At 49.3% G+C, this 23,367-nt stretch carries 23 protein-coding genes and 1 pseudogene; 9 read left to right on the top strand and 15 right to left on the bottom strand.

What is annotated here, in order from left to right; all coding sequences use genetic code 11:
- Positions 1-93 precede the first annotated feature (93 nt).
- From BMW93_RS21295 to BMW93_RS21275, 4 genes and pseudogenes are all read left to right on the top strand, one after another.
- Complete coding sequence (locus BMW93_RS21295) at positions 94-1,008, top strand: AraC family transcriptional regulator (protein ID WP_090381051.1); 915 nt, start codon at positions 94-96, stop codon at positions 1,006-1,008.
- Between the two features lie 99 nt (positions 1,009-1,107).
- On the top strand, positions 1,108-1,296 hold the full coding sequence (locus tag BMW93_RS21290; RefSeq protein WP_090381049.1) for an SDR family NAD(P)-dependent oxidoreductase: 189 nt from the start codon (positions 1,108-1,110) through the stop codon (positions 1,294-1,296).
- A 74-nt stretch (positions 1,297-1,370) separates the two neighbouring features.
- Positions 1,371-1,730, top strand: a pseudogene (locus BMW93_RS35895) (SDR family oxidoreductase).
- Complete coding sequence (locus BMW93_RS21275) at positions 1,730-1,987, top strand: helix-turn-helix domain-containing protein (protein ID WP_310590242.1); 258 nt, start codon at positions 1,730-1,732, stop codon at positions 1,985-1,987. The pseudogene BMW93_RS35895 and the gene BMW93_RS21275 overlap by 1 nt, the downstream one beginning before the upstream one ends.
- 31 nt (positions 1,988-2,018) lie before the next feature.
- Here the strand turns inward: BMW93_RS21275 and BMW93_RS21270 are convergent, their stop codons facing one another.
- Positions 2,019-2,348 carry a hypothetical protein gene (locus BMW93_RS21270; protein ID WP_090381041.1) on the bottom strand — a complete coding sequence of 110 codons (330 nt, stop codon included), beginning with the start codon at positions 2,346-2,348 and terminating at the stop codon, positions 2,019-2,021.
- A gap of 374 nt (positions 2,349-2,722) precedes the next feature.
- Here BMW93_RS21270 and BMW93_RS21265 point away from each other — a divergent pair, with 374 nt between their 5' ends.
- Positions 2,723-5,128 carry an ABC transporter permease gene (locus BMW93_RS21265; protein ID WP_090381038.1) on the top strand — a complete coding sequence of 802 codons (2,406 nt, stop codon included), beginning with the start codon at positions 2,723-2,725 and terminating at the stop codon, positions 5,126-5,128.
- 102 nt (positions 5,129-5,230) lie between these two features.
- Here the strand turns inward: BMW93_RS21265 and BMW93_RS21260 are convergent, their stop codons facing one another.
- From BMW93_RS21260 to BMW93_RS21225, 8 genes are all read right to left on the bottom strand, one after another.
- Positions 5,231-6,136 carry a helix-turn-helix domain-containing protein gene (locus tag BMW93_RS21260; protein WP_229240658.1) on the bottom strand — a complete coding sequence of 302 codons (906 nt, stop codon included), beginning with the start codon at positions 6,134-6,136 and terminating at the stop codon, positions 5,231-5,233.
- 16 nt (positions 6,137-6,152) lie between these two features.
- Complete coding sequence (locus BMW93_RS21255) at positions 6,153-7,058, bottom strand: alpha/beta fold hydrolase (RefSeq protein WP_090381036.1); 906 nt, start codon at positions 7,056-7,058, stop codon at positions 6,153-6,155.
- Positions 7,059-7,205: 147 nt separating this feature from the next.
- A complete protein-coding gene (locus BMW93_RS21250) occupies positions 7,206-8,090 on the bottom strand; it encodes a hypothetical protein (protein ID WP_229240656.1) in 885 nt (294 codons plus the stop codon).
- Between the two features lie 54 nt (positions 8,091-8,144).
- Positions 8,145-8,801: a nucleotidyl transferase AbiEii/AbiGii toxin family protein gene (locus BMW93_RS21245; RefSeq protein WP_090381034.1), complete on the bottom strand. Its 657-nt coding sequence runs from the start codon at positions 8,799-8,801 to the stop codon at positions 8,145-8,147.
- A gap of 18 nt (positions 8,802-8,819) precedes the next feature.
- Positions 8,820-9,296 carry a DUF6922 domain-containing protein gene (locus BMW93_RS21240; protein ID WP_090381033.1) on the bottom strand — a complete coding sequence of 159 codons (477 nt, stop codon included), beginning with the start codon at positions 9,294-9,296 and terminating at the stop codon, positions 8,820-8,822.
- Between the two features lie 253 nt (positions 9,297-9,549).
- The gene (locus BMW93_RS21235) at positions 9,550-9,777 is read right to left on the bottom strand and encodes a hypothetical protein (RefSeq protein WP_229240654.1); all 228 of its coding nucleotides are present in this window, start codon (positions 9,775-9,777) and stop codon (positions 9,550-9,552) included.
- A 198-nt stretch (positions 9,778-9,975) separates the two neighbouring features.
- On the bottom strand, positions 9,976-10,299 hold the full coding sequence (locus BMW93_RS21230) for a nuclear transport factor 2 family protein (RefSeq protein ID WP_090381032.1): 324 nt from the start codon (positions 10,297-10,299) through the stop codon (positions 9,976-9,978).
- Positions 10,300-10,367: 68 nt separating this feature from the next.
- Positions 10,368-11,153 (bottom strand): SDR family oxidoreductase, encoded by a 786-nt coding sequence (locus tag BMW93_RS21225; RefSeq protein WP_090381482.1) that lies wholly within the window; start codon positions 11,151-11,153, stop codon positions 10,368-10,370.
- A gap of 129 nt (positions 11,154-11,282) precedes the next feature.
- Between BMW93_RS21225 and BMW93_RS21220 the strand changes: the two genes are divergently transcribed.
- Positions 11,283-11,645, top strand: a complete 363-nt coding sequence (locus BMW93_RS21220) for a helix-turn-helix domain-containing protein (protein WP_090381030.1) — start codon at positions 11,283-11,285, stop codon at positions 11,643-11,645.
- Here the strand turns inward: BMW93_RS21220 and BMW93_RS21215 are convergent.
- Entirely contained in the window at positions 11,617-12,867 is a 1,251-nt protein-coding gene (locus tag BMW93_RS21215; RefSeq protein ID WP_090381027.1) for a phthiocerol/phthiodiolone dimycocerosyl transferase family protein, read from the bottom strand. The two genes, BMW93_RS21220 and BMW93_RS21215, sit on opposite strands and share 29 nt — an antisense overlap.
- A gap of 381 nt (positions 12,868-13,248) precedes the next feature.
- Positions 13,249-15,927 carry a T9SS type A sorting domain-containing protein gene (locus BMW93_RS21210; protein ID WP_177194158.1) on the bottom strand — a complete coding sequence of 893 codons (2,679 nt, stop codon included), beginning with the start codon at positions 15,925-15,927 and terminating at the stop codon, positions 13,249-13,251.
- 395 nt (positions 15,928-16,322) lie between these two features.
- Between BMW93_RS21210 and BMW93_RS21205 the strand changes: the two genes are divergently transcribed.
- Positions 16,323-18,329 (top strand): hypothetical protein, encoded by a 2,007-nt coding sequence (locus BMW93_RS21205; protein ID WP_177194157.1) that lies wholly within the window; start codon positions 16,323-16,325, stop codon positions 18,327-18,329.
- A gap of 21 nt (positions 18,330-18,350) precedes the next feature.
- Positions 18,351-18,719, top strand: coding sequence for a hypothetical protein (locus BMW93_RS21200; protein ID WP_090381022.1), 369 nt, complete (start codon positions 18,351-18,353; stop codon positions 18,717-18,719).
- A gap of 98 nt (positions 18,720-18,817) precedes the next feature.
- Here BMW93_RS21200 and BMW93_RS21195 read toward each other — a convergent pair whose 3' ends face one another.
- Both BMW93_RS21195 and BMW93_RS21190 read right to left on the bottom strand, forming a co-directional pair.
- Positions 18,818-19,318, bottom strand: coding sequence for an OsmC family protein (locus BMW93_RS21195; protein WP_090381020.1), 501 nt, complete (start codon positions 19,316-19,318; stop codon positions 18,818-18,820).
- A gap of 167 nt (positions 19,319-19,485) precedes the next feature.
- Complete coding sequence (locus BMW93_RS21190; protein ID WP_090381018.1) at positions 19,486-20,454, bottom strand: amidohydrolase; 969 nt, start codon at positions 20,452-20,454, stop codon at positions 19,486-19,488.
- Between the two features lie 63 nt (positions 20,455-20,517).
- Between BMW93_RS21190 and BMW93_RS21185 the strand changes: the two genes are divergently transcribed.
- Positions 20,518-20,721 (top strand): hypothetical protein, encoded by a 204-nt coding sequence (locus BMW93_RS21185; protein WP_090381015.1) that lies wholly within the window; start codon positions 20,518-20,520, stop codon positions 20,719-20,721.
- Between the two features lie 19 nt (positions 20,722-20,740).
- Here BMW93_RS21185 and BMW93_RS21180 read toward each other — a convergent pair whose 3' ends face one another.
- The gene (locus BMW93_RS21180; RefSeq protein ID WP_090381013.1) at positions 20,741-21,985 is read right to left on the bottom strand and encodes a serine hydrolase; all 1,245 of its coding nucleotides are present in this window, start codon (positions 21,983-21,985) and stop codon (positions 20,741-20,743) included.
- Between the two features lie 68 nt (positions 21,986-22,053).
- Entirely contained in the window at positions 22,054-23,283 is a 1,230-nt protein-coding gene (locus tag BMW93_RS21175; RefSeq protein ID WP_090381011.1) for an exo-beta-N-acetylmuramidase NamZ domain-containing protein, read from the bottom strand.
- Positions 23,284-23,367 lie beyond the last annotated feature (84 nt).

Genomic DNA, 23,367 nt, shown 5'->3' with positions numbered 1-23,367 from the left:
ATTTTAAACCATAAGCAAAAGCACCTGGCAACCGTCAGGTGCTTTTGCGCGTATTTTGAATAAATTTGTATCAACCTCTTACAGCCGGCTACGATGAAGACGACCCTGGATAGCAAAGTGATAGATACCCTGCGCGATTTGCCCGATATGATCCCCGTTTTCCGCGAGTATTACGAAGACTGGACGATCCGGGTTTTCAACCGGGAGCAGCACGAATGCAGGAACTATCTGTCGCCAAACCGCCGGGAGTTTTACAAAATCCTGCTCATTACCAAAGGCACGGGCGTTTTTACGATGGGCCTCAATACCTATTACATCGAGGAACCTACGTTGTTGTTTATCCATCCCAACGACATTATTTCGTGGAAAAACTTGTCTGACGAGTCCGGCGGGTATTATGTGTTGTTTAAAAAGTCGTTTATCAACCAGCATTTACAGCTGAAAGCGGTGATCGATAAATTTGCATTATTCTCTGAAAAGTCGAAAAGCGTGATCCGCCTTACCGATGACGAGGTGCCGCGGATCAGCCAGTATTTCGAGAAAATGCAGGAAGAGGAAATCGGTAGAAGTGCATTCGGCGAGGACGCTATGCAGGCGTTTTTGCAGCTGCTCATGGTCGAAAGCATGAAGGTGGCCCGCTATCCCAAGCCCGACGAGGTGACGGAGGATTTTACCCATATCCACCATTTCTTCAATTTGCTGGAAAAAGAGACGGCCGGCATTAATTATAGTTCGCCTATCCGCATTAAAACCGCCAAGGAATTTGCCAGCAGCCTGCAACTGCATCCCAACTACCTGAACCAGCTTTTAAAAAAACACACCGGCCAGAATGCGAGCACGCACATCCGCAACCGCATCCTGGACGAAGCCAAAGCATTGCTCGTGCAAACGGATTGGAGTTTGCAGGACATCAGCCATAGCATAGGTTTCGCCGAGCAACCCAGCTTCAATCTGTTTTTCAAGAAAAATACCGGGTACACCCCTGCGGAGTTTAGGAGGAGTTTCTGATCGCATCTTTGAATTTCATAATACCTGCTTTACAATTCGTAAAACTCCCGCCCGCCTCTCTGGCGAACTTTGATTTATCAAAACAAACAGAGAGACACAATGAACAAGTCACTATTGATCATCGGCGCAGGCACCGGATTGAGGCGGGCCGTTGCCGAGCGGTTTGCGGCAGAAGGTTTTACGATCAGCCTGATCAGCCGAAATGCTGCTAATCTTGAAAAAGTAAAGGCAGGGCTGGGCGAATCCCGGCGTAGTAAGCTGGTACCCACTTTTTGGATACAACATTGACCAAAACGGAAACAATGCGCTGACTTCCACACCCCACTTTTGTATCAGCATTAGGTAATGCATTGAAACAAATAATGGAGGTAACAATGGAAAATGAAAATTTGGCTGGAAAAGTCGTTGTCATCACAGGCGCCAGCAGCGGTATCGGCAAGTCTGTCGCTCTTCATCTGGCAAAGCACGGAGCGTTCGTGGCATTGGGTGCGCGCAGGATGTAAAGGCTTGACGAAGTTATTTCGCAAATCCGTTCAATTCAGGGAAAGGCAACGGCGTTCACTACCGATGTGACGAAGAAAGATTCAGTCGACGCATTGATCCGGCATACTTTGGATGCTTTTGGAAGGATAGACGTAATGGTCAACAATGCGGGTGTGATGCTACTTTCCAAACTGGAAGAATTGCAGGTGAATGAGTGGGAGAGAATGCTTCGCATCTAGTGAAAAAGGAACATCACCCGCAGGTTTTTCAAAGCATTTCCGAACTATTGAGGACGCTCGGACTGCCCAAACCCATGCAGCAGCACATTCACGCAAAGTTGATCGAAAAAGCGAAAGACATTTTGAGCACCAGCAACCTGTCTGTCGCAGAAATAGCCTATCAGCTGGGGTTTGACTACCCGCAGTCTTTTAATAAACTTTTTAAAAGCAAAACCGAGATTTCCCCACTGGAATATCGGCGGGGATTTAGTAATTAAGTGCAAGCTTATGCTTTCCCAAAACGCATACCTAAAATACCGGTAAAGTGAGATCCTGAATGAGAGCTATTGCCGTAAAGAGCACCAGTAAAAGCAACATGCCGGAAGTGCATACAGGCCAGGCGACCAAAACTCTTTGACGATATGATTGTTCCGAGAATCGCCAAATGGATATCAAATGAGCAAGCACTAATGCGGGTACTGAAATCAACCAGACCGCAAAGATGGCCGGAATTAAATTGAAGAGATACTCCAAAATCCCGTCGTCGCCTGGACTTTCAACCAAAGGCATCGTTAGTATTTCGACGAGGTAAATGAATGCTAAAACGGCGGCTGTGCGCCAACCCCATTCTTTAATCATAAAATAATCTTTTTCGAATATACGGAAAGCCGTTCAAAACCCTAGCAGAGGCGAATCCATCATGTATTGCAGGTTATTTTTCTAAATGTCAATTAAACTATAATAGCTTGAAACCTATGACTATCTATTAAAAAGTTTTTCCTTGAAAAACGCCCGTACCATGTCATGAATAGTGAAGCGAGGTTGATGGTTGCAAATGTACTATCCGTGAATAAAGTCCATTACCGGACAAATATGTCCAAAACCGCACATTTTTATTCTGTGAAAGGGGGTTACAAATGATCGAAAAGCGGTTTTGCCTTCTTGGTACGGAAATTGGACTGACGTAGTCCGGCGGACATTACCGACCCGTCCCAACATCCTAACTACCCATTATGCTCTATAATTATTTCAAAATCGCATGGCGTAATTTGCGGAAGAATCGGGCTTACGCGGTCATCAACATCAGCGGACTTGCGCTGGGCCTGGGTTGCGCATTATTGATCTTCGCGCTGGTCCGTTTTCACTACCAGATCGACCAGCATCACCGCAATTACGACCGGATATATCAGATCACTTCCCGCTTCACATCGTCGTCGGGCGCATTCAACATCCAGGGCATTCCTTATCCACTGGGTCAGGCTATCCGGAACGAATATCCCGACATCGAGCGTGTGGCGATGCTGGAAGAATGGTATTCGCCGATGGTGGCGGTGCCGGTTGTCAACCAGGCTGACAAGAAAATCAAGGACAAAACACACCACGGCGCGTTCGTGGAGCCGGCCTTTTTCAATATTTTCGACTACACCTGGATAGCCGGCGGCCCCGACGAACTGAGCCAGCCAGGCACCGTGGTGATGAGTGCCGAAATGGCCCGCAAATGCTTCGGCTCCACAGCCCATGCCATAGGCCGGCTCGTGCGTCTGGACGCGCGAATTCCCGCGCGCGTGGTGGGCGTGTTTGCCGACTACCGCGACGACACCGACCTGGCTTATTCGGTGATGGCTTCCTGGCCATTGGTGAAGGAACAGCTCAATGGCCGCCCCGAAGATCAGCCTTTCGACAATACCAATGGCAGTACCCATTGTTTCGCCCTTTTCAACGACCGGTTCACCCTCACGGACTGGAACCGGGGGTTGCCATCATTTGTCAAAAAATACAATCCTGCGAAAGCGAAAGAAACGTCATATCCGGCGATGCTGTTCAGTGGCATGCACTTGTCGCCCGAATACGGGGGCGTGAGCCGCGGGTTGCTATGGTCGCTGGCACTGATCGGCATACTTTTGATCGGTACGGCAAGCATCAACTTTGTAAACCTGGCCACCGCACAGGCGCTTAACCGGGCACGGGAAGTAGGCGTGCGCAAAGTGTTGGGCAGCACCAAAACGCAGCTTTTCTGGCAGTTCATCGGTGAAACGACCCTGATTGTCCTGGCGGCGCTGGGGCTTGGGATATTAATTTTCAATTATGGTCAGATATTGGCGCAAACTTATCTGCACGGTCCGTTCCGGTTTACATTCTATTTCTCACCGGAGGTCGCAGGCGGGCTGGTTTTGCTGGTGCTGGCGGTTATTTTGCTGGCGGGCTTGTACCCGGCATTAGTGATGGCGGGTTTTCGTCCGGTGGTAGCTCTGGCCGGGCGGCTTACCACGCAGCAAGCAGGCAAGTTTTCGCTAAGGCACGGGCTGGTGGTCATGCAGTTCGCCATTTCACAAATGCTCATCATCGGGCTCATTGTGGTTGCCAACCAGCTGCATTATGTACAGACTAAGGATCTCGGCTTCCGGAAAGATGCCATTCTAACCGTAAGCTTGCCCAACGTGCCTTCGCAGGACGTCGGAAAAATGCGGGCTTTCCGTAACCTCACCAATGCACTTCCCGAAGTAGCCAATGTGAGCTATTCGATGGGCGGTCCTCCCCAATCGGGCTGGACGAGCCAGACGAACATACGCTTTGACAACCGCCCGGAAGAAGAGCCCTATAACCCCCAGCAGGCCTGGATCGATGCCGATTATGTGGGTTTATATGGTTTGAAATTGATGGCGGGACGTAACCTGCAACCGTCCGACACCGCCCGCGAAGCGCTCATTAACGAAACGCTTATGAAGCGCCTGGGTTTCACCCGACCTGTCGAAGTGGTGGGTAAACACTTGCATAAGGCGGGTTTTGCGCCGCTCGAAATTGTAGGCGTATTAAAAGATTACAACCAGTCGGACCTCCGCCAGCGCATTAACCCGATGTTCCTGACTACCGTAGCCACCGGCTACTATTCCGCCAACATTCAGCTCCGGTCTGCCGATTACGGCCGCGCATTGAAACAGTTGGAAAAGGCTTACAACCTGGTGTATGCCGATAGTTTTTTCGAGCCGAAGTTTGTGGACGACCAGATCCGGGAGAATTACGAGCAGGAGCGAACAATGGGCCGGTTGATCAACTTTTTCACCGGCATTGCGCTGCTTATTGGCTGTATGGGTCTGTACGGGCTCATCCTGTTCATGGTTGTGCAGCGCACCAAGGAGGTGGGTGTGCGTAAAGTGCTGGGTGCGAGCGTGGGCAGTATCCTCTGGCTATTCAACCGGGAGTTGCTGCAACTCGTCGGCATTGCATTTCTCCTCTCCGCGCCGGTGGCCTGGTGGGTGATGAAGGGCTGGCTGAGCAACTTCGAATACCGCATTTCCCTCAGTCCCGGCATTTTTCTGCTGGCATTGCTGGCAACGCTCATCATCGCATTAATCACCGTGAGTTTCCAAAGTGTGAAAGCGGCGGTGACGAATCCGGTAAAATCTTTGCGAAGTGAGTGATATGGAGCAAAACTGACCCAACTGGTGTACGCAATGCAGGTTACCGAAAAGGGCCACATACGTGACTCGCAAATAGTACACCGATTCAAAGCAGTTTCAAGCCTAAAAGTTTGCCCGAAAACCCGAAGGAGATTCCCCCGTTTTCGTCTGAAACAGCCTGCTGAAATATGCCGGGTCATTATACCCGAGTTCGTAAGCAATTTCTTTGGCTGTTAGCGAAGTATGGACTAACAGGCGTTTCGCTTCCAGGATAATTCGGTTTTTAATCACCTCATTAGGCTGTGGTAACCGTAATCGGTTGAACTTGTGCGTGATCGTTTTGGGCGCCATGCAAAGAAAATCGGCGTAATCTGCGACGGTGTGTTTGGATTTATAATGCTCCTCTACAAGCCTGGTGAATTTGCGGAAAAATTCCAGATCACTTTGCTGATCCGTCACATCATGGGTCAAATGCTGCCGTTTCCAGGAGCGCGTTGCGCGGATGAGGAGTTGTTTAAGGTAAGTCCGCATCATTTCTTCCAGCGAGCTGTCATTCAACTGAAATTCCTCGATCATTTCCTTAAACAAGCCTCCGAGAAAAGCGATTTCGTTTTCCAGGAGCTCCACTTTGGGCATGTTCCGGATGTTGTTGAACAATAAACCATCGCACGCAACTTCCTGATCGTGAATCTGAATGCAGTAAAAATCACGGTTGTAGAAAATAAAATAGCCGCTTTCCTCGCCTGCTGCTTCCAGTTCAAGATATTGGTTTGGGCTGATAAAAAACAATGTAGGCTGCCGGGTATCGTAACACGCAAAATCGACCCTAAGCTTATAACCAGCGGGCAGATAGAGGATCTTGATGTATTCTTTATAGGCTGGTCCGTTGATGATCTCCGTTTGCTCCTTGCTTACTTGCAGTAGTCCCAGCGTCTTTAAATTGTTATTGAAAACAGTACTCATGGCTATATACGCTTTCTTTTTTGTTTCAAAATAGACAAAAACCAGTGAAGCAATGATTTGCTTCACTGGCGTCATCTGTTAATTAGTTTCTTGCAAACTTTTCAAGCTCGGAGTTGAATTTATCCATTTCTTCCAAAAACAACCCGTGTCCGCCTTTTTCAAATTTCACGATGTAAGATCCTTTGATGGCTTTGTTGAGCTGCTCAGCCTGGGCATAGTCACACAATTTGTCATTTACGCCGTGGAATATCGCAACCGGCATTTTAATTTTTCCAAGCACAGGGCGCAGATCCAGGTCACCCAATGCGCTGATTGCTTGTGTGGTAGCGTATGGTGATGCATTCAGGTTGATGCTTTCCAACCATTTGATCGATTCCGGTGAAAGTCCGTCTTCCTGTCCTTCAAATGCTTTTCCAAATCCTGCTATCAATTGCTCGCGGTTTGTTTTGGTCTGTTTGATCAGGTCGATAGCGCCTTGCTCGGTAATGCCGTAAGGATGGCCTTCGCGTTGTTTCCATGATGGGCCGGTTGCACCGAATACGGCCAACTTCTTGATATGCGCCCCATTGTATTTGGTTATAAAGTGCAATGTCACCGCGCTTCCCATTGAAAATCCGCCTAATGTTGCATTCTCGATTTTCAGTTTTTCCAAAACCACCTTAATGTCGTCGGAGAAAGTATCGAAGTCGTATTTTCCATAAGGTCTGTCCGATTTTCCGAAACCGCGGAGGGAAATGCCGATGACCCTGAACCCTTTTTCAACCAGATACTGGTATTGATATTCATACATCTCGTTGTTCAGCGGCCATCCGTGGATGAGTACGACTGGCTGGCCTTCGCCAAGGTCGATCACGTGCAGTTTTACATTTTTCTCCACTTCAATGTATTCTTCTCTTCCCAATGCTGCGGGCTTGCGTGTTTGTGCAAAAAGGGATTGGCTTTGGATAAAAGTGAAAAGGAATGCGATAGTCAAGGCAATGGTTTTCATCTGAGTAGTAAGTTTGAATTTTGAGTTAATCTGCTAACCGTTAGTAGATTGTCGTTCCGTTTCGACATTACAAAGGTGGCAGGTTTAACCGCGCAGAAGAATGGACAAAAATCCAAGCTCCTTGTACATTTTTCCCGGGAGATGAAATTATGGCTTATAGAAAGCCGCTAACTGACCCAATCGCCCCTTGACCAGGGGATTTTTCATGGGTTCAAAGCGGGTCACTTCCACATTATTTTTGGTAACCACCACATAAAACGGCTGCTTTAATCGGGTGGTCATGTGATAGATCGCGACCAGCTCTGCGGCATCCTCAGACCACGCAGCCGTAGCATATAAGGAAGGAAAAGGCGTTTTCGAAAGCTTCGCATAAACATCCGGCGCCAGGCTGATCGAAACCGGCTTCCCGCTGCGGAAACGGGTTTGTTCCAGCAGGGAATCAATGTAAGGCTCGGTAGGCTTGTTCATCAGCCGCCAGATATCTTTTGTGAACGCTGTTGGGTCCACCACTGCATCTGCATCTTCGGGATGCGGGGTAATCCCGGTTACCACGTCTACAATGTGCGTGGCCTCGTGGAGCAACACATAAATGATCGCATCCATCTTGCCGCCTTCCACGCGCACTTTGTAACTCGAATCAGCTGCGGGCGTAAAGCAGGAATTCTCTTTCCAGGTCGCCCATTCCGAAACATTTTCATTGAGCAGGCTGGCGCGAAAAGTAATGTTGAACATTTTATTCCCGCCGACCGGATCAACCGGCGAGGTTAATGCCGTGTTGGGCATATTGTCCATAAAGCTGATGCTGAACAAATTTTGTTTCAAAATCCGCTGGTGGAGCGATGGCAACAAGGCAAATGCATTACTCACTTTTTCCTTTTCAGCCGACGTCAGCGTGCGGTCAGCGGGCTTCATCCCGGCTTCGCGGAACATTTTGAAAACGCTTTCTGGGGCGGGTTTGACCCGTTGGGAAGGTTCGTCTTTATTTGAAGAACGTCCCTTTTGGGCGAAAGTAAATGCTGAGAAGAATAGCATTATGGAAGTTGTCACTATCAATCTCAGCAGCATTTTTATAATCATATTTTCAATTCAATTTTTAGTTCTTCCTAAGTCCTTGACCGCATCCTCAATATCATCTCTGATGAATTCCCAATATTTTCCCCTCAGACAAATTGGATTGAAGTCATCATCGGCCTGTGTAAAGTCCGTGAAATTTTTCAGGATCAAATTTGAGTCATGACCAAATTCATAACGCTGCTTGTGAAGAGCGAGCATTGTACGAATGCCGTATTTTGGCAGTAGTTCATGTAAATCCCAGAAATCTTTTTTCCTGCCGCCTCGCTGTATCACATCGATCTTCATCGCTATGATTTCCTCTACGGTCGCCATTCTGATGCCGTCGATAATGAGGGCAGGTAGGATAAATTTGTCGGTGTAATAGATGTCGATCTTAATTGCATGATCGCGATCGACTCCGACGGTGTAAGACTTGCCCATGCCGGGAAGTACACTTGCTAAGTGGCTTACATGCGGGAAGGTATTGTTTAAGAAATGTTCTAATGCTTCAAAATTAACGCTTCCATACGGCGCATCTGTGAAAAGATCGATATCAACAGAAATTCGGTGGCCTAGCTGCAAGCTGAGCGAAGTCCCGCCAACCAGCCTGAAAGAATGAAAAGGCTCGGCCGCCATTAGTTTGAAAAGTGTGTCTTTTAAGAGCTGATTTATAGTGTTGTAGTAAAGCATAACTTATCATGTGCGAGGTTAACTATCAGATTGCTGTATCTCGGAAGTTTGAAGCACTGACTTTACTTTTTCTTGCCCGTAAAATCTTGAAATCTCCTTTTTCTCGGCTTCGTCCCCTCTTTCAAAAACCCTCTTGATTACAGCCTTTGCCTGTTTTTGCCAATCGATTTGTGAAATGTCGGTATCCCAGAAAAGTGATTTTCGCAAAACTGTCAAGTCAGGAGTCTGGCGATGGAGCTTCTCCTTTTCGGTTTTGATATCGTGGTAAGCTTGCAGTAGCACAAGTGTGCCCTCGTCAAGGCCTAGTCCTTTTTCGATTTTGAGTGCCAATGCTGTGCTCAGGCTTCGTTTTCCTTTGATTATGGCGTTGAAGCTCTGGGGATGTTCGGCGATTGATAGTGCAAACGGACGCTGCTTGATGGAGCGCTTTTTGAGCTCACGGTCAAGGATGATTCCGGGATGAATACCTTTGAATTTTTCGAACTGCTTTTCCATACATCGAATATAAACATTTTTGTTTACATTATTTTGTTCGATTCAAGAAGCAAATGAATTTACCGTTAGTTCATCCGCAGTTCCACCATCCAAACTTTCCCCTATTTTTGCCCCGCAAACTTTAATAAATTCTTATGAAACTATTTTCAAATGTCAGACCAAAATGGCCCTGGAGAGGCATACGGGTGCAAGTCCCGAGACCTGACCGATGTAGTTTCATTCGTTAAAGTTTGCGGTGACCTCTCCTTTTTTCTCACTCTTTTTCATGGTCATGCAACAACCGAGAAATCCTCGGTTGTTGACTTCGGATCCAATCTTCCTCTGCATAGATGTTCTTCAAATGAAGGCCAATCGTATCGGTGTCTTTTTCAAACAGATCGGACATGTTCTTTTGGCTCAACCACACGGTTTCTTCGCCAAACTTCACCTCTATCTGAGTTTCACCATCGGCACTTTCATATATTTCAATCTGCTTCTCCATCTTTAGAAATCATTTTGTCCGGTCCAAAATAGAAGTAAGCCGGGCAAATAATTTAGTGGATTATCCTTCGGTAAGGGGAAACGGGCATTGCTGCGCTTATGCGGCGTGCTGGCACTTTAAAGCTGTAAGCAATTATTTAAAGGTCGCCGTGTCTATTTCGCAGACGTTGTATTCTGCAAATGAGTGCATTTGAGACCATTAACCGGTAATTTTCAGCGAACTAATTAGTGCATTTTCCATATTAAGATGGTAATGCATCACCGCCGGGCTGCCCGGAAACGTGCCGCTTGCTTCCACGGTGAGCGTTCCTTTTTCGCCGGTTTGCGTGAAGTCAATGATTTTCGTCTGCATCTTGTATTTTTCTGTCGCTTCCTCGATCCATTGTTTAATTTCACTTTTACCTGTGTAGGATGTGCCTTCGTCGAACACTGTTGCGTGTTCTGTGAAGTAATTGGCAAATGTGGTGCTATTTGCTTCGTTTTGTGCTTTAACTAAGCCTTCTATGTTTTCAGGAAGTTGCATGATGATTTGAAATTTGAGTTGATAGGAAATTTGATTTTGCTATAATAAAAAATCTGCTGAATGCTAGCTTAAATCGTACGGATCGTGCCGCCGTCGATGATGTATTCGGTCCCGGTGAGATAGCCTGCTCTCGGCGAAACCAGGAAACCGACCAACTCGGCGACCTCCTCCGGCCAGGCTGCCCTGCCAAACGGAATGCCACCCAATGCATCCATGACGCTTTTTTCAGCTTCTTCCATTGTGCCGCCTGAGCTTTCGGCAATGCGTTCCATCATTCGGACGGATGCCGTCGTCATGATCCAGCCCGGCGAAACGGTGAGCACGCGCACGCCTTTCGGGGTGACTTCGTTCGATAAGCTTTTACTGTAATTGACCAGAGCCGCCTTGGCTGCCGCATAAGGCAATGTGGAATCGTACAAAGGCAACTTCGCCTGAGTGGACGCAATGTGAATGATCACACCGCCGCGCTGCTCGATCATCCCGGGCAGGAAGCCGCGGTCCAGTCGCACGGGCGCCAGCAGATTGGTTTGAAAGGATTCTTCCCAATGTTCGTCGGTAAGCACCGTAAAGCCGCCGCCCGGCGTTTCCGAGCCGCCCAGGTTATTGATCAGGATATCCAGGCGACCGAATCGTTTCTGAACTTCTTCCACTACTTGTCGGGTGCCTTCGGGTTTGCTTAAATCGGCCGATATAAAATGAATACCGTTATCTTCCTCAGGCTTGTTTCTGGCTGTGATGATCACCGTTGCACCCGCTTTTGAAAGGCGGTCTGCAATGGCTTTTCCGGCGCCTTTTGATCCCCCGGTTACGAGCGCAATTTTGTCTTTTAGTTCGTTTTCGAAATTGAAATCCATGTCCTTGCTGGTTTTGTTTAGGACAAATTTCAGCACAATGCTTCCTGCTGACAAGTACGGATTTACGATTCAGATAGGGATAAATTTATCCCTATTGAACCGCCAAAGGCATATGTTTATATTTGCAGCATGTACGAAAGAAAGACAATGCCCAACCTGAATTGCGGGCTCGACCTGATCGGTGAAGTGCTATACGGCAAATGGAAAATGAGGCTTTTGTGGTTCATTCACCAGGGCTTCCAACGCCCAAGCGAGCTGCAACGGAAAATTCCGGATGCTTCCCGCCGGGTGTTGAATGTGCAATTGAAAGAGCTTGAAAACCACGAGCTGGTCGGGAAAATCATTTACCCGGTCGTCCCTCCCAAAGTCGAGTATTACCTTACCGATTTCGGAAAATCACTCATTCCGGTTATCGGAGCCATCGGGCAGTGGGGCGACCAGAATGAACAGCGCTTGCGGGAGCTTATCGAAAAGAACATACTGACTTCGTAACCACATCTTCCTGACAAGCCTTTTCCAAAATTCGCTCCATTTCCAGAAGCAGACCAGGAATCGGCGTATCGCTTGTATTGGTAAGGCCCAACGAACCATTGGTTGTCAATGCGCCGATCGTCTGCTCCATTCCCTTTCCCGACCGAACCATCGGACCATACAAGGCTTCGAGCTTCAACGGCCCGAATTCAGTTTTATATCTCACCCGCACCAGGTTAGTCACCATAATGTGGTGATTGAATGCCTGTTTTAACGCATCCAGCATTTGCTGCATATCATTGTGACCGAAAACCAGGTCCCGGAAAAACGACAAATAGCCTGTCGTATATTCAGCAGAACCGGTCCCGCCGAGCCCGGCCTTCGCCAGCCTCGCCAGATCCCAGAAGGATAAATGCCGCTGGTTTTCAAAGAACACGGATTGAGTGGTAATGTTCAGCCCAAAGTTATCGTCCAGATCAAGCGCTGCCCTGGTGCAAACAGGCGAAACCAGCTCCATTCTGGTCCCGTCCCATTCCGGACGCAGTTTTCTTGAAGCGATTAGCACGGCCGCACAAATGGCGCCATGAACGCTTGTATTTTCCGCTCTTGCGCGTTCGAGAAGGTTATGGGTTGTACTTTCAGAAAAGCGGTGCGACGAAACCAATGGGTTAACGACATCCGTCTTCATTTTCAGTTCGAGCATCTTCTCAACAACCTGCGCAGGCAAGTCTTCCGGAAGGCCCAGGGTTTCGTCATTAGACGCCTGCGGTTCCATGAATGCTAGTTCATTTCCGTTAACGGCAAGCAATATATCACGAGTCAAATAGCTTAATGATGTGCCATCGGCCACGGTATGGTTTGCAGCCAGGATCAGGACGGTGCGGTCTGTTTTTTGAACCAAAACAACCCGTAGCAATGGGCCTTCGGCTGTATTGAACCTGATGGAAAGCTCCTTTTCAACTTCCTGTTCCCAACGATAATGCTGCTCTGCATGCTCCACACGGAGCGGAATGTGCAGGTTGTCTGCATGCTGCAAGGTTGGTCTTCCCAACTCGTCCAGCGCCACCTTTACCGAAAGGTTCGGATGGCGTTGTTGTGCCATGTCAATGGCTTTCCGCCATTTTTCAACGGGTTGTGTTCCTGAGATGTCGGCGGCCAGGCAGAAGTCTTTTGAATCAATCTGATCCAGCAGCCAAAACGTTTTTTCAAATGCGCCTAATGTGCGGTTTTGTTGTCTTTTCATTATGCATTGAGTTAAAGTGAGAGAAGCGGCACCGCGCCGCGTCCTTTGAACTGAATGCAAAATTGGCAGGCTGAAATAGGGGAGAGAATGGACAAAAGTTGATGGGGCAGGTACATTTCGCCAATTCGTTCCCGAAACCCATCGGTTAATCCAGTGTCTTTGTCGGTTTATCGAAAATTGGCAGCTGCATCTGGTGTGCGACAAGCCGACGCTCCGATGAGCAGCAGGCAAAAGTACGTCAGCCGGGTATTGATTGAAAACCGAATTCAGGATAGTTCCGGCCCGGTTTTACAAAATGCCGGGCCAGAGAGCTATCCATTTTTTTACTAAAAGTTTTTTTAGAAGCGAGACGTCATTGGCTTTCCGGCGGAATATCCACAATTACCGCATGAGCAGCATCTTTTTGGAATCCGCTTTTTTGCCGGATTTGAGCTGCATGATGTACATGCCCGCAGGGGCATTAGGGAGTTTGATCTTTTCGTGATGCACACCCTTTCCCTTCACGGTCTCATTGTACCAGACCTTGCCACTCGCATCCGTAACCGTAATCCTGCCGTTTTCATCCGCCATATTGAAACTCGCATTGAACTCGCCCGGCGAAGGGTTAGGGAAGATATTCAGCTTTTCCAGGTGTTCGGAGAACTTGTAGGCGCTCTCCGGCACGGCCATTCTTGCATTGTTTTGAGGCATGCTCTGAATGCAAATCCTGTCCTGTCTCAACGCCGGGCCCGGTGCACCTTCAATTTTTACGATATTGTTGCCGGCCCTGAGCGGTATATTAAAAACTTCCTCACGGAAAACAACATTCCAACTGTTGGTCGCGGGGATCGTGATATTGTAATACATGTAGCCGTCGTTGCCGCGGAGTGTCACTTTCGGGCTGGTGCTGGCGGAATAGCGTAATGTGAGCTGGTACATGCCGTCGGCCGGGACGTTATTCACCGCGTAATTCACATAATGCCCGTAGTAGTTTTCCTCACCACGCGTACCGCCGTTGGAAGCATTCGGATCGTTGGTCACCGGCGCGGAGCCGTCCTGCGTTTCCGCTTCGAGGCACACCTCGAAATTCTCGCCCACCGGCGGGTTGCATTCGGTGATGTTTAAAGTGTATTCGGCTGTTTTGGTTTCACACCCGGGTTTGGAGCCCGTGACTGTATACACGTAGGAACCGGTCGCGGCGGGGGTTGTCAGGTTCACGGCCTGGCCTTGCTGCTGGTTGAGGCCCGGACCATTCCAGGTGAAGGTCACATTGTCGCAATCGTATTCCAGGCATTGGGCATAGAGGATAACGGGTTTCGAGCAGGTAATGTTGGTCGACTGTGGATTCACAAAAAACAGGTACCGGCAGGGTGCGACACCCCAATCCACAATGACTGTCACGAAACCGGTTTTGTCCGGGCACCCTGGTTTGGAGGCGGTAACATAGTAGGTGTACTGCCCGGTAGTGGCCGGTGAGGTGATCTCGACTGTTTCTCCGGAAGCATTGGCGCCGTTTCCGCTCCACGTGTACGTGACGCCCGCGCAATCCGCGCCGGTGCAATTGGCTTTCAATGTCATCGGCTTGCTCCGGTCGTACACGGGTGCATTGGATGAGGGCGCGATGTTGAATGCACAAGCTGGCTGGCCGCTTCCGGAGCCGGTTACGCAAATCTTGTCCTGACGAATGCTGTTCCCCGGTAATCCCTGGATGCGGAGCACGTTGTTCCCTTCATTAAGCATCACCGTAAAAGTTTCCTCACGCCAAACAATGTTCCACGAATTGCTGGACGGGAAGCTGGCGGAAGGGACAACGACATTTCCGTTAACAGAAATGACTGCCTGTGCAGCGCCGGCGGCATAATAGCGCAGTTTGACGAGATAATTTCCCGAGGCAGGCACGCCATTCACCGCGTAGGCTACATAATGGTCGTAATCGGCTTCCTGGCCCCTGGTACTGCCGTTGGACGCATTCGGGTCACTGGTAACGGCACCGTTCCCGTTCGCGTTTTCCGCTTCGAGGCAGGCACTGAAATCACCGCCGGAAGGTGGGTTGCAGTTGTTGATATTCAGAGTGATAGAGGTGCTTTTGGGTGTACAGCCTGGCCCGGTAGCCGTTAACACATAAGTATAGGACCCTGTACCCGAAGGGGTGGTTATGGCAACGGTCTGGCCGGTTTGTGATACACCCGGACCGGTCCAATTGTAGGTGAGCGCGTCGCAATCGCCACCTGTGCAGCCTGCCGAGAGGGAGACAGGCGATGAGCAGCCGGGCGTGGTGGTGGAAGGGCTCGCAGTGATCTGGAAATCGCAGCCAGGCTGCGATTCGTCCACCTGCACCACTACGGTGTCCGTCTGCGTTATGCAGCCTTCTTTGGAGGCAGTGACAATATAACTATACGTGCCGCCCTGGGTAGGGGAGGTTACATTAAGGCTGCCCCAGGAGCTTGTTACGCCATTTCCGGACCAGTTGTAAGTCACTGTATTGCAGGCTGTGCCTTGACAGTTTGAGCTCAGATACATGTTTTTGCCGGGCGCGTAAACCGGCTGGTCAGCCGATGCAGCTATGCTGAAATCGCAAGGCGGCGTTTCGGCGGCCGGGCCTGTGACGCATATCTTGTCCTGCCGCAGACTGGCGCCGGGCAGGCATTGCACGCGGATCGAATTGCCGCCGGGATTGAGGGGCACGGTGAAGCTTTCTTCGCGGTGAACGATGTTCCACGAATGCGTGGAAGGAAGGGTCATGGAAGAGATAACCACCTGTCCGTTCACGATGATATTGACGATCGGGGAGCCGCTTGCATAGTATTGGAGCGTTAGCTGGTGCGGCCCGGCCACCTGTATGGCATTTACGGTGTAGTCCACATAATGTTCGGCGTAGTTTTCGTCGCCTCTCGTACCACCGTTCGACGCATTCGGGTCGCTGGTAACCGGGCCGGTTCCAGTTGCATGTTCGGCCTCGACGCATCTTACAATTTGATTTTCAACGGGAGGTGCAGACCTGGTCGGCGGCACTGCGCCGTTCTCTGCCCGGGCGGCCAAAGTGACGAGCAGCGAAGTGGCAAGGTAAAGGAATCGTTTCATGACCATCGTGTTTTGTGAATGAATGTAACTCAATTGGAATAATGCAGATTTAACTTGCTATATACCAATTGCATCCATGGACACCTCATGCATTACTAACCGTGGCAGGTGGTGACATTTTTTGTCAATGTTACTTTTATTGACTTCACAGGGTTCAGCCATGCCGCTTTGATGGCCTGGAAGCTGACGGTGAGCAGAGTTATAGACTGTCAAGTAAATTCGACAACAAATGAGTACTAATTATTACATCTGCGAGTCACGTGCGAAGTACATTTACGGTGACCATCTTTCTTGTAAAATTACTTAGCTCTGTAACCGTATTGGATTCACTCGTTTTATTACCGACAGGCAGGTGAAACACGTACTTGTTCTCAATTAAAACTACTCTGATTTTGATGAAAAAATTACTTCTGAAAACAGCCTTCGGACTCATGTTCCCGGGGCTCTTTATCACTACCGTAAATGCACAGGTAGGTGTCGGTACTTTGACGCCGGACGCGAGCGCACAATTGGACGTGACGTCGGAAACGAGGGGGGTACTTGTATCCCGTATGACATCGGCCCAGCGCATCGCTATTGCAACCCCTGCCGATGGTCTGCTCGTATATGATACAGACACGAAAGGTTTTTGGTACTACAAAACCGGCACCGGCTGGACACAGATCAACAATGCGACGTTGTCATTGCCCTACACAGGCAATGAGAATAATGCAGGCACTTTATTTTCGATAACCAATCAGGGCGATGGCACTTCTCTGGAAGGCGTAAACAACAGCACTACTTCAAGCATTAGCGCTATAAGGGGCATTATTTCCTCCACGACTCCGGGGGGCTTCGCTGCGGCCGTACGCGGCATTAATAACGGTACCGGGGGGCTTGGTGTTGGCGTCTGGGGCTCGCAAGGAGGTTCGGGTTGGGGCGTGTATGGCTCCACTCCTAACGGCTTAGGCGTGTATGGGAATGCATCTGCAAACGGTTTTGGCGTATATGCCAACAGCAACACCGGCACTGGTCTGAATGCGACCAGTACTAATGGTGTAGCGGCAAATGTTTCCATTCAAAACAATTCTAATGGTAACAACGCATTAAATGTCAGCACGGTAGGGCAAGGTACTGTTATCAATGTAAGTACTACTGGTAATGGCACAGGTGTGAGGAGTGTTACGAATGCAGGTTTAGCTGTAAACGGCATCACCAGTAGCCAGAGTTCAGCGGGTATATTAGGCAACAACACTGGTGGGGGGGAAGCCGTTGTGGGCCTCACTACCAGTGACATTGCGGGCGCAGTCGTCGGCCGTAATGATGGAGCAGGATATGGGGTAAGGGGATTTGTATCAACCAACACCAGCGGCAAAGGCATCGGCGTTTTTGGACAGGTAGGGCTAGGCAGCAGTACCGGTCGGGCCGGCCGTTTTCAGAATTATAACGCCACTAATACGGAAGCCAATGCACTGGAGGTAGAAACGAACGGTAACGGAAATATTTCTGATAATACACTAGGTAATGCTGCTTCTTTCCTGGTGGACAATGCCAACAGCGTGGCAGCAGCCGTGAGAGGAGAGGTGACAACTGCGCTCGGCAATTTCAGTGCAGCGGGATTGTTTGGGATTTCCTCGGGTACCGGGGGTTTTGCGGGCATGTTCCATGCGTCGAACCCTGCTGGCAATGGCACGGCCCTGGTAGCGATTGCAGACGGTCATGGTAATGGTATAACCGCAAGTGCAGGCATCGAAGGAAATGGAGTAGAGGCTACCGCGAACGGGACCGGCATTGCGATTTCTGCCTGGACGCCCAGTATCAGTAATGGCAAAGCAGCCCAGTTCGCAAATTTTAATACTGCCAATACAAACCCGGTGCTCACTGCTGAAACACACAGCGCCGGCAATATTGCGTTGTTTAAAAGCGGAGACCCTGCTACTGTGAATGTAGCGCGTATCGATGCGGATGGAAAGGGTTTTTTTAATGGCGGTACGCAGAACAGCGGCGCCGACCTTGCAGAAGCTTTTGACGTGATAGAGGAAGTGTCGGAATATGAGCCGGGAGATATTTTAAGCATTGCAACTACAAAGGACCGGACCGTGGAAAAAAGCAATGGAGCCTATTCTTCCCTGGTATTGGGCGTGTATGCAACCAAACCCGGTGTGTTGCTTACCGAAGAGAATATCGACAGCAATCTGACGGGAAAAGTACCCATGGGTGTGGTGGGCGTAATCCCGACCAAGGTATGCAAAGAGGGTGGTGCCATTCTGCGGGGAGATTTACTCGTTACTTCAAGCATACCCGGCGTAGCTATGAAAGCCGATCCTGACAAGGTAAAACCCGGACAAATTATAGGTAAGGCTTTACAAAATTTTGATGGTGACCAGATTGGTAAAATCAATGTGTTTGTAAACATTAAATAAAACCTTAATCTACTCCAAATTATGAAACCTTATCTGATCATTTTTGCCATAGTTTTAACAGGTACAATAGCGAAAGCCCAATCCGCTTTTAAAACCAATGAAAGTATTTCGAGCCAGTTAAAAAACGGCACAGTTCCCGGATTTGTATACGGGAAAGTGGCGTCTGTAAAAAAAGAAACAACAGCAGGACCCGTAAATTTGGAAAATTCCGGTAAGCACATTACGAATAATGCATTACCAGGCATGGTATCCGAAAAGAAAATAGCCGGGACGAAACCTCAAACCGATTTGTCTGCACAAAGTAAATCGGCTGTGCCCTTAGCAAGTGACAAGCCTGCGGAGAGACCCGGCCCGGTTGAAAAAGTGGAGCTGCCCAAAAGTGTGCAATAGCTAAATACCGAAATACGATTGGGTAATCCGCCGGCTCGATTCGGCGGGTTCCATCGGCGCTGGCCCATGTGCGGAGGATACTTGTGCAGGATACCGAACTAGATGCCGGGAGGGGGGCTTCCAAAGTTTTCCCCTACCATTGCGACTGGCTCGTGGCGAACCGGGAAATTGACCGAGCTTGCAATAAAGCAAAGTTCGCTGGCTTTTTTGTGCAGCTCATTGGCTTTTTCGATCATCGAGGCATCGGCCACGGTTACCACGGGGTGCAAGATCGCGCCGGTGAAATGTCCTCCGCCATTGGGCGTCTCAGCCATCGTCGCAGTGGCCTGATCAATGTAATGATTTACCACCACTCCATTCACTGCGCATAAGTGCAGGTAGGAGAGCATGTGGCAGGTCGACAGCGCGGATAACAGCATTTCCTCAGGATTATGCCTGGTTTTATCACCACGAAATGACGGGTCCGACGAGCCCTCTATGTCGGGCTTTCCCTCAATATGTATGCTATGGGACCGCTCGTATGAACGGTAGGAGGAAGTGCCGCTGCCGGTGTTACCCGTCCAGCGAACTGTAAGGGCGTAGCTATGTTCTGCTTTCATTTGATGAGTCTGTTTGAAACAAAACTATCGACATTTCCTTGCTCTGGTGCGATCCAATTTGCAAAAAGGCGGGACGCCAATTGGGGAATGAGATCATGCTTTGGATGGCTTTTGCCGCACGCGCTTGCCGGTACATTCCGGGGATGGACAGGCGGCGAAGCTAAGGATTATTGCACAGACGGTTGACTCGCGTCGCGCTTTTGCCATCGATAGGCGGCCACGGAATTTTTCCAGAAATATTTTTCTGCCGCGGTATGCCCTTTTTCCATAAAGTATTGACGCACGAGTGTTAGTCCCTGGTTGAACGGTAGCCATTGATCGCTGTTGGGCCAGTCGCTGCCGTATAACAGCCTGTCTTCGCCAAAAATGCCGTAGAGTTCATCCAGGCGTGGGCGGTAAAAGTCCAGTGCGGTCGGGATTTGCCCGTTGACTTTGCGAAGCACCTCGGAAATCTTCACATATACCTGCGGCCGCTGGCCGATTTCACGCAGATGCGCTTCATATGCACGCCTGATCGCCTTGTCTTCCGGAACGGTCATTTGCGGCAGATGATCTATCACGAGCTTCAAATCCGGTACCTGGTCAGTGAGCCTGATGATAGCCGCGAGCAGGGCGGGGTTGGGGTTTGCGGTGTCAAGTACCATGTCGGCTTGCGCCATTAATTTCAGATCAGCGATCAATGCCGGGTTCTGGGTCTGGCCCGAGATGTCACTCCCCCAAAGATTTCCGTTTCGAATGCCCCGGAAGAGCGGGTTTTTCGCGAAACGCTCTATTTGCTTGCCAAAAAGTGGCTTCCCTGGTTCAAGGTTACCGATTACCCCGACGATGATGTTGTCCTTCCCGGCCGTATCCAATACCCATTGGTTGTCTTCGAGCCATGGACTGGCTTCTACCACAATGGCGCCCGTAATTCCAAGCGGCGCGGCAATACCCTTGTAGCGAGCCGGAAGCGCCGGTTTGTAGAGAACTTTATCGCTTTTTTCAGGCCAGGGAACACCCTGTGGGCGACTGGTATCGAACAGGTGAATATGGGTGTCGATAATCGGGATCCTGGGATATTGTTGACTGCCGGTTGCCGGAAATCCAACTCCCAAAGAGGTTGCGGCAGACACTGCGAGAAATTCTCTCCGGTTCATAGTCAGAAATTGCGGATTAGAAAATTAAAACAAACCATAGGTTAAATAAGCTTACCTTAGGATATGAAAATCAAAATATTAGTAAAAAAAGATCTCCCGCCGCCAAGCTCGACATTGAAATTCAGGATTAAAAATACAACCAACTGGCGCGTTGGCTTTACGGACAGCGAAACCGGCGATTTTGTCCAGGTAGTGGAAGGAATCACTTACAGCTATTCCTGGAACCAGATTGATGAATATTATTTAATCACTCCTGTGTTACCGTAGCATGTTCGGCGGGTTTTTGTTATTTACTGTTAGGTGTCGCTTTGGCGGCTAGGAGTAGTTTCAAAAATCCGTCGATCTGACTATCTTCTATCCATCTTACCACAGCGACAATATCATTTTCAGGATCGACGTAAATCACGTTGGTACCGTTTCCGATGTGGGCAAATGCTTTTTCCGGTGCGCTGGGGTATAGTTTCTTTCCTGTATTTAAAAACCAGTTCATAAAGCCATAAGTTGGCTCCGGTGTCGAGGGGGTCTGTGCCCATTTGTTCCATTGCTCCGAAACCAGCTGGCGGTCCTTCCATTTTCCATTACGCAAGGTCAGATAGCCGAAACGCGCCATATCGTAGGCGTGCAGATACATTCCGCCGCCCCAATGTCCGCCACCTGAAACGGATTGCACCGCTTTTCCGTCGAGTACGATCCAGGAGTTTTCGTAACCATACCACCGCCAGGTGTTCGAGGCACCGATCGGATCCATAATGTGCTCTTTCAGGACTTCGGGCAAAGGTTTTCGCCAAACGTTGAGGGTTGCGAGTGCCAGCGCGTTTACGCGGGTATCGTTGTATTCGTAAACTGTTCCGGGCGTGTTCCGCTTGGTGAGCCACACTTTGTAATCCTTGTCGGGGCGGTCGGCCCAGTCGGGTTTTCCCCATAATGTGCCTTCCCAGTCGCTGTTTTGTTGCAGCATTTGTCGCCACGTGATCGTTTTGTTGTGAGGCGTATTGAATGGTTCGAAGAAGTCCGACTTTTTACCAAAATCATCGGCTTTGTTAGCAGAGGGCACTGGATTGTAAAGCGTAACCGGCGGCACATATTTGTAAACCTGATCGTCAATATCGGGGATCAGTCCGCGGTCGTAGGCTAGTCCCACCACGCTCGATAAAAGGCTCTTACTCACACTGTTCACAATATCTATGTGGTAGGGGTCACCCCATTCGGCGATGACGTAGCCATTTTTGATAATAATCCCGGACTGCCCGCCACGTTCCTTCAGAGGCCCGACTGCGTCGCCAAAAGGTTCTCTTCCGAATGTCCGGTAATGGTTTAATTTCAAATCCTTTGGCGCAGTGGTTTCATTAGCGATCGCGAAATCGATCGCTGATTTGAGCAAAACTGGGTCAAAACCCATTTCGGACGGCTCTTTTTTCTGCCATTCTTTGTCAGGGTAATAGGCCTGCGGGGAGGTGTTGGCGATTCGCTTTACTTTTTGAGCAAAACCGGGAATGGCGGCAAGAAATAGAAGTAGCAAAAATTTGTTCATACGTGGTATTTTGTAGGTTCGGCTTGGCTTTGGTTCGTACGGGGCCTGCGTTGCGACAGGTTCCTCCCTCAGGGATATAGAAGATACTTTTCTCTGATCGCCTTAAACTTCTGCAATCCAGGCTCCCAGCTTTTTCTGATGTCCGCCTCCGATAGGCCTGCTATGATTTGTTTTCTTAGTTGATCAGTGCCTATTCGCAGGTCAAAGGCGGATATGTCCTGGTTAGCCCTTCCGGGGGTGAAGAAATGGGCTTTATCCGGATACGCATTGTACAACTCGATCAGCCACGCCAAATTGATCTGGCGGCTCTTGCGAAGACCGGCAATATCGTATTCCCGAAGGTCGAGCCCGTAGCAAACGGAGTCTTTGTGATTGGGCCGCTCACTCATTCCGGGAATACCGACCGGTTTGTAAGAAAATGAATACTTGCCTTTCAATGCAGGCGCCCCCAGAATGGTAAAGGGCATATAGGTTCCCCTGCCTTCATTGATGGCTGTTCCTTCAAACATGCATAAGCTGGGAAAAAGCATAACGGCTTGCTGGGTATTCAAATTAGGTGAGGGATGGATGGGCAATACATAGGGCATATCATGATCATAATGAGCGACCTTGACGATCTGTATTTTGCATTGTTTTGGCAGATATCCTTCCCCGTTAAGGTATTGGGCAAATTCCCCGATCGTCATGCCGTGTGTCATGGGCGTATAATGGATCCCTATGGCAGATTTGAATCGATCATCCGTCATGACCGGTCCGTCTACGACATATCCGTTTGGATTGGGCCTGTCAAGAATGAGCAGTTCTTTATCATTTTCCCCGCAGGCCTCCATGACATATTCAAGGGTGTTGATATTGGTATAGTAGCGGCAGCCCACATCCTGGATATCAAATACGAGCAGGTCGATATCCGCCAGTTGTTCTTTCGTCGGTTTCTGGTTTTTACCGTATAGGGAGATAATTGGAATGCCGGTTTTGGCGTCTGTCTCATTGTTTACCACGGCTCCATTACTGGCGTTGCCCCGGAAACCATGTTCAGGTCCAAATACTTTAACGATGTTAATGCCAAGGCTTAACAAGCTGTCTACACTGCTCTTCGTGCCGATGATGGAACTCTGGTTTGCCACCAGTCCAATGCGTTTCCCTTTCAGAAATGGCAAATATTTTTCAGTCTGGTCTGCACCTGTGATAATTTCCTCCTTGCCGGATATACTTTGGTTTGTTGATGAAGCTTGTGCGATACATTCCGTGGTGGCGACCGACAGAATAGCCCAAAAAAGCATTGAAATAAGTTTCGTCATTTTTGTAAGGGTTTATGATTGGGTTATTGTCATTCGTGCCCGGGCAGGAAGTTGCCAGGTCATAAGGTGCAAATTAGCCAATTC

Origin of the sequence: Dyadobacter sp. SG02, assembly GCF_900109045.1 — a bacterium.
Classification (GTDB): Bacteria; Bacteroidota; Bacteroidia; order Cytophagales; family Spirosomataceae; genus Dyadobacter.
Note: the sequence above shows the minus strand (reverse complement) of the source record. Positions and strands in the feature narration are given on the sequence as shown.

Bases quoted from the DNA above. Each gene is read 5' to 3' on its own strand.
- BMW93_RS21295 (WP_090381051.1), top strand. From the start codon at position 94: ATGAAGACGACCCTGGATAGCAAAGTGATAGATACCCTGCGCGATTTG.
- BMW93_RS21290 (WP_090381049.1), top strand. From the start codon at position 1,108: ATGAACAAGTCACTATTGATCATCGGCGCAGGCACCGGATTGAGGCGG.
- BMW93_RS21270 (WP_090381041.1), bottom strand. From the start codon at position 2,348: ATGATTAAAGAATGGGGTTGGCGCACAGCCGCCGTTTTAGCATTCATT.
- BMW93_RS21265 (WP_090381038.1), top strand. From the start codon at position 2,723: ATGCTCTATAATTATTTCAAAATCGCATGGCGTAATTTGCGGAAGAAT.
- BMW93_RS21255 (WP_090381036.1), bottom strand. From the start codon at position 7,058: ATGAAAACCATTGCCTTGACTATCGCATTCCTTTTCACTTTTATCCAA.
- BMW93_RS21250 (WP_229240656.1), bottom strand. From the start codon at position 8,090: ATGCTATTCTTCTCAGCATTTACTTTCGCCCAAAAGGGACGTTCTTCA.
- BMW93_RS21245 (WP_090381034.1), bottom strand. From the start codon at position 8,801: ATGCTTTACTACAACACTATAAATCAGCTCTTAAAAGACACACTTTTC.
- BMW93_RS21240 (WP_090381033.1), bottom strand. From the start codon at position 9,296: ATGGAAAAGCAGTTCGAAAAATTCAAAGGTATTCATCCCGGAATCATC.
- BMW93_RS21235 (WP_229240654.1), bottom strand. From the start codon at position 9,777: ATGGAGAAGCAGATTGAAATATATGAAAGTGCCGATGGTGAAACTCAG.
- BMW93_RS21230 (WP_090381032.1), bottom strand. From the start codon at position 10,299: ATGCAACTTCCTGAAAACATAGAAGGCTTAGTTAAAGCACAAAACGAA.
- BMW93_RS21225 (WP_090381482.1), bottom strand. From the start codon at position 11,153: ATGGATTTCAATTTCGAAAACGAACTAAAAGACAAAATTGCGCTCGTA.
- BMW93_RS21220 (WP_090381030.1), top strand. From the start codon at position 11,283: ATGTACGAAAGAAAGACAATGCCCAACCTGAATTGCGGGCTCGACCTG.
- BMW93_RS21215 (WP_090381027.1), bottom strand. From the start codon at position 12,867: ATGAAAAGACAACAAAACCGCACATTAGGCGCATTTGAAAAAACGTTT.
- BMW93_RS21210 (WP_177194158.1), bottom strand. From the start codon at position 15,927: ATGAAACGATTCCTTTACCTTGCCACTTCGCTGCTCGTCACTTTGGCC.
- BMW93_RS21205 (WP_177194157.1), top strand. From the start codon at position 16,323: ATGAAAAAATTACTTCTGAAAACAGCCTTCGGACTCATGTTCCCGGGG.
- BMW93_RS21200 (WP_090381022.1), top strand. From the start codon at position 18,351: ATGAAACCTTATCTGATCATTTTTGCCATAGTTTTAACAGGTACAATA.
- BMW93_RS21195 (WP_090381020.1), bottom strand. From the start codon at position 19,318: ATGAAAGCAGAACATAGCTACGCCCTTACAGTTCGCTGGACGGGTAAC.
- BMW93_RS21190 (WP_090381018.1), bottom strand. From the start codon at position 20,454: ATGAACCGGAGAGAATTTCTCGCAGTGTCTGCCGCAACCTCTTTGGGA.
- BMW93_RS21185 (WP_090381015.1), top strand. From the start codon at position 20,518: ATGAAAATCAAAATATTAGTAAAAAAAGATCTCCCGCCGCCAAGCTCG.
- BMW93_RS21180 (WP_090381013.1), bottom strand. From the start codon at position 21,985: ATGAACAAATTTTTGCTACTTCTATTTCTTGCCGCCATTCCCGGTTTT.
- BMW93_RS21175 (WP_090381011.1), bottom strand. From the start codon at position 23,283: ATGACGAAACTTATTTCAATGCTTTTTTGGGCTATTCTGTCGGTCGCC.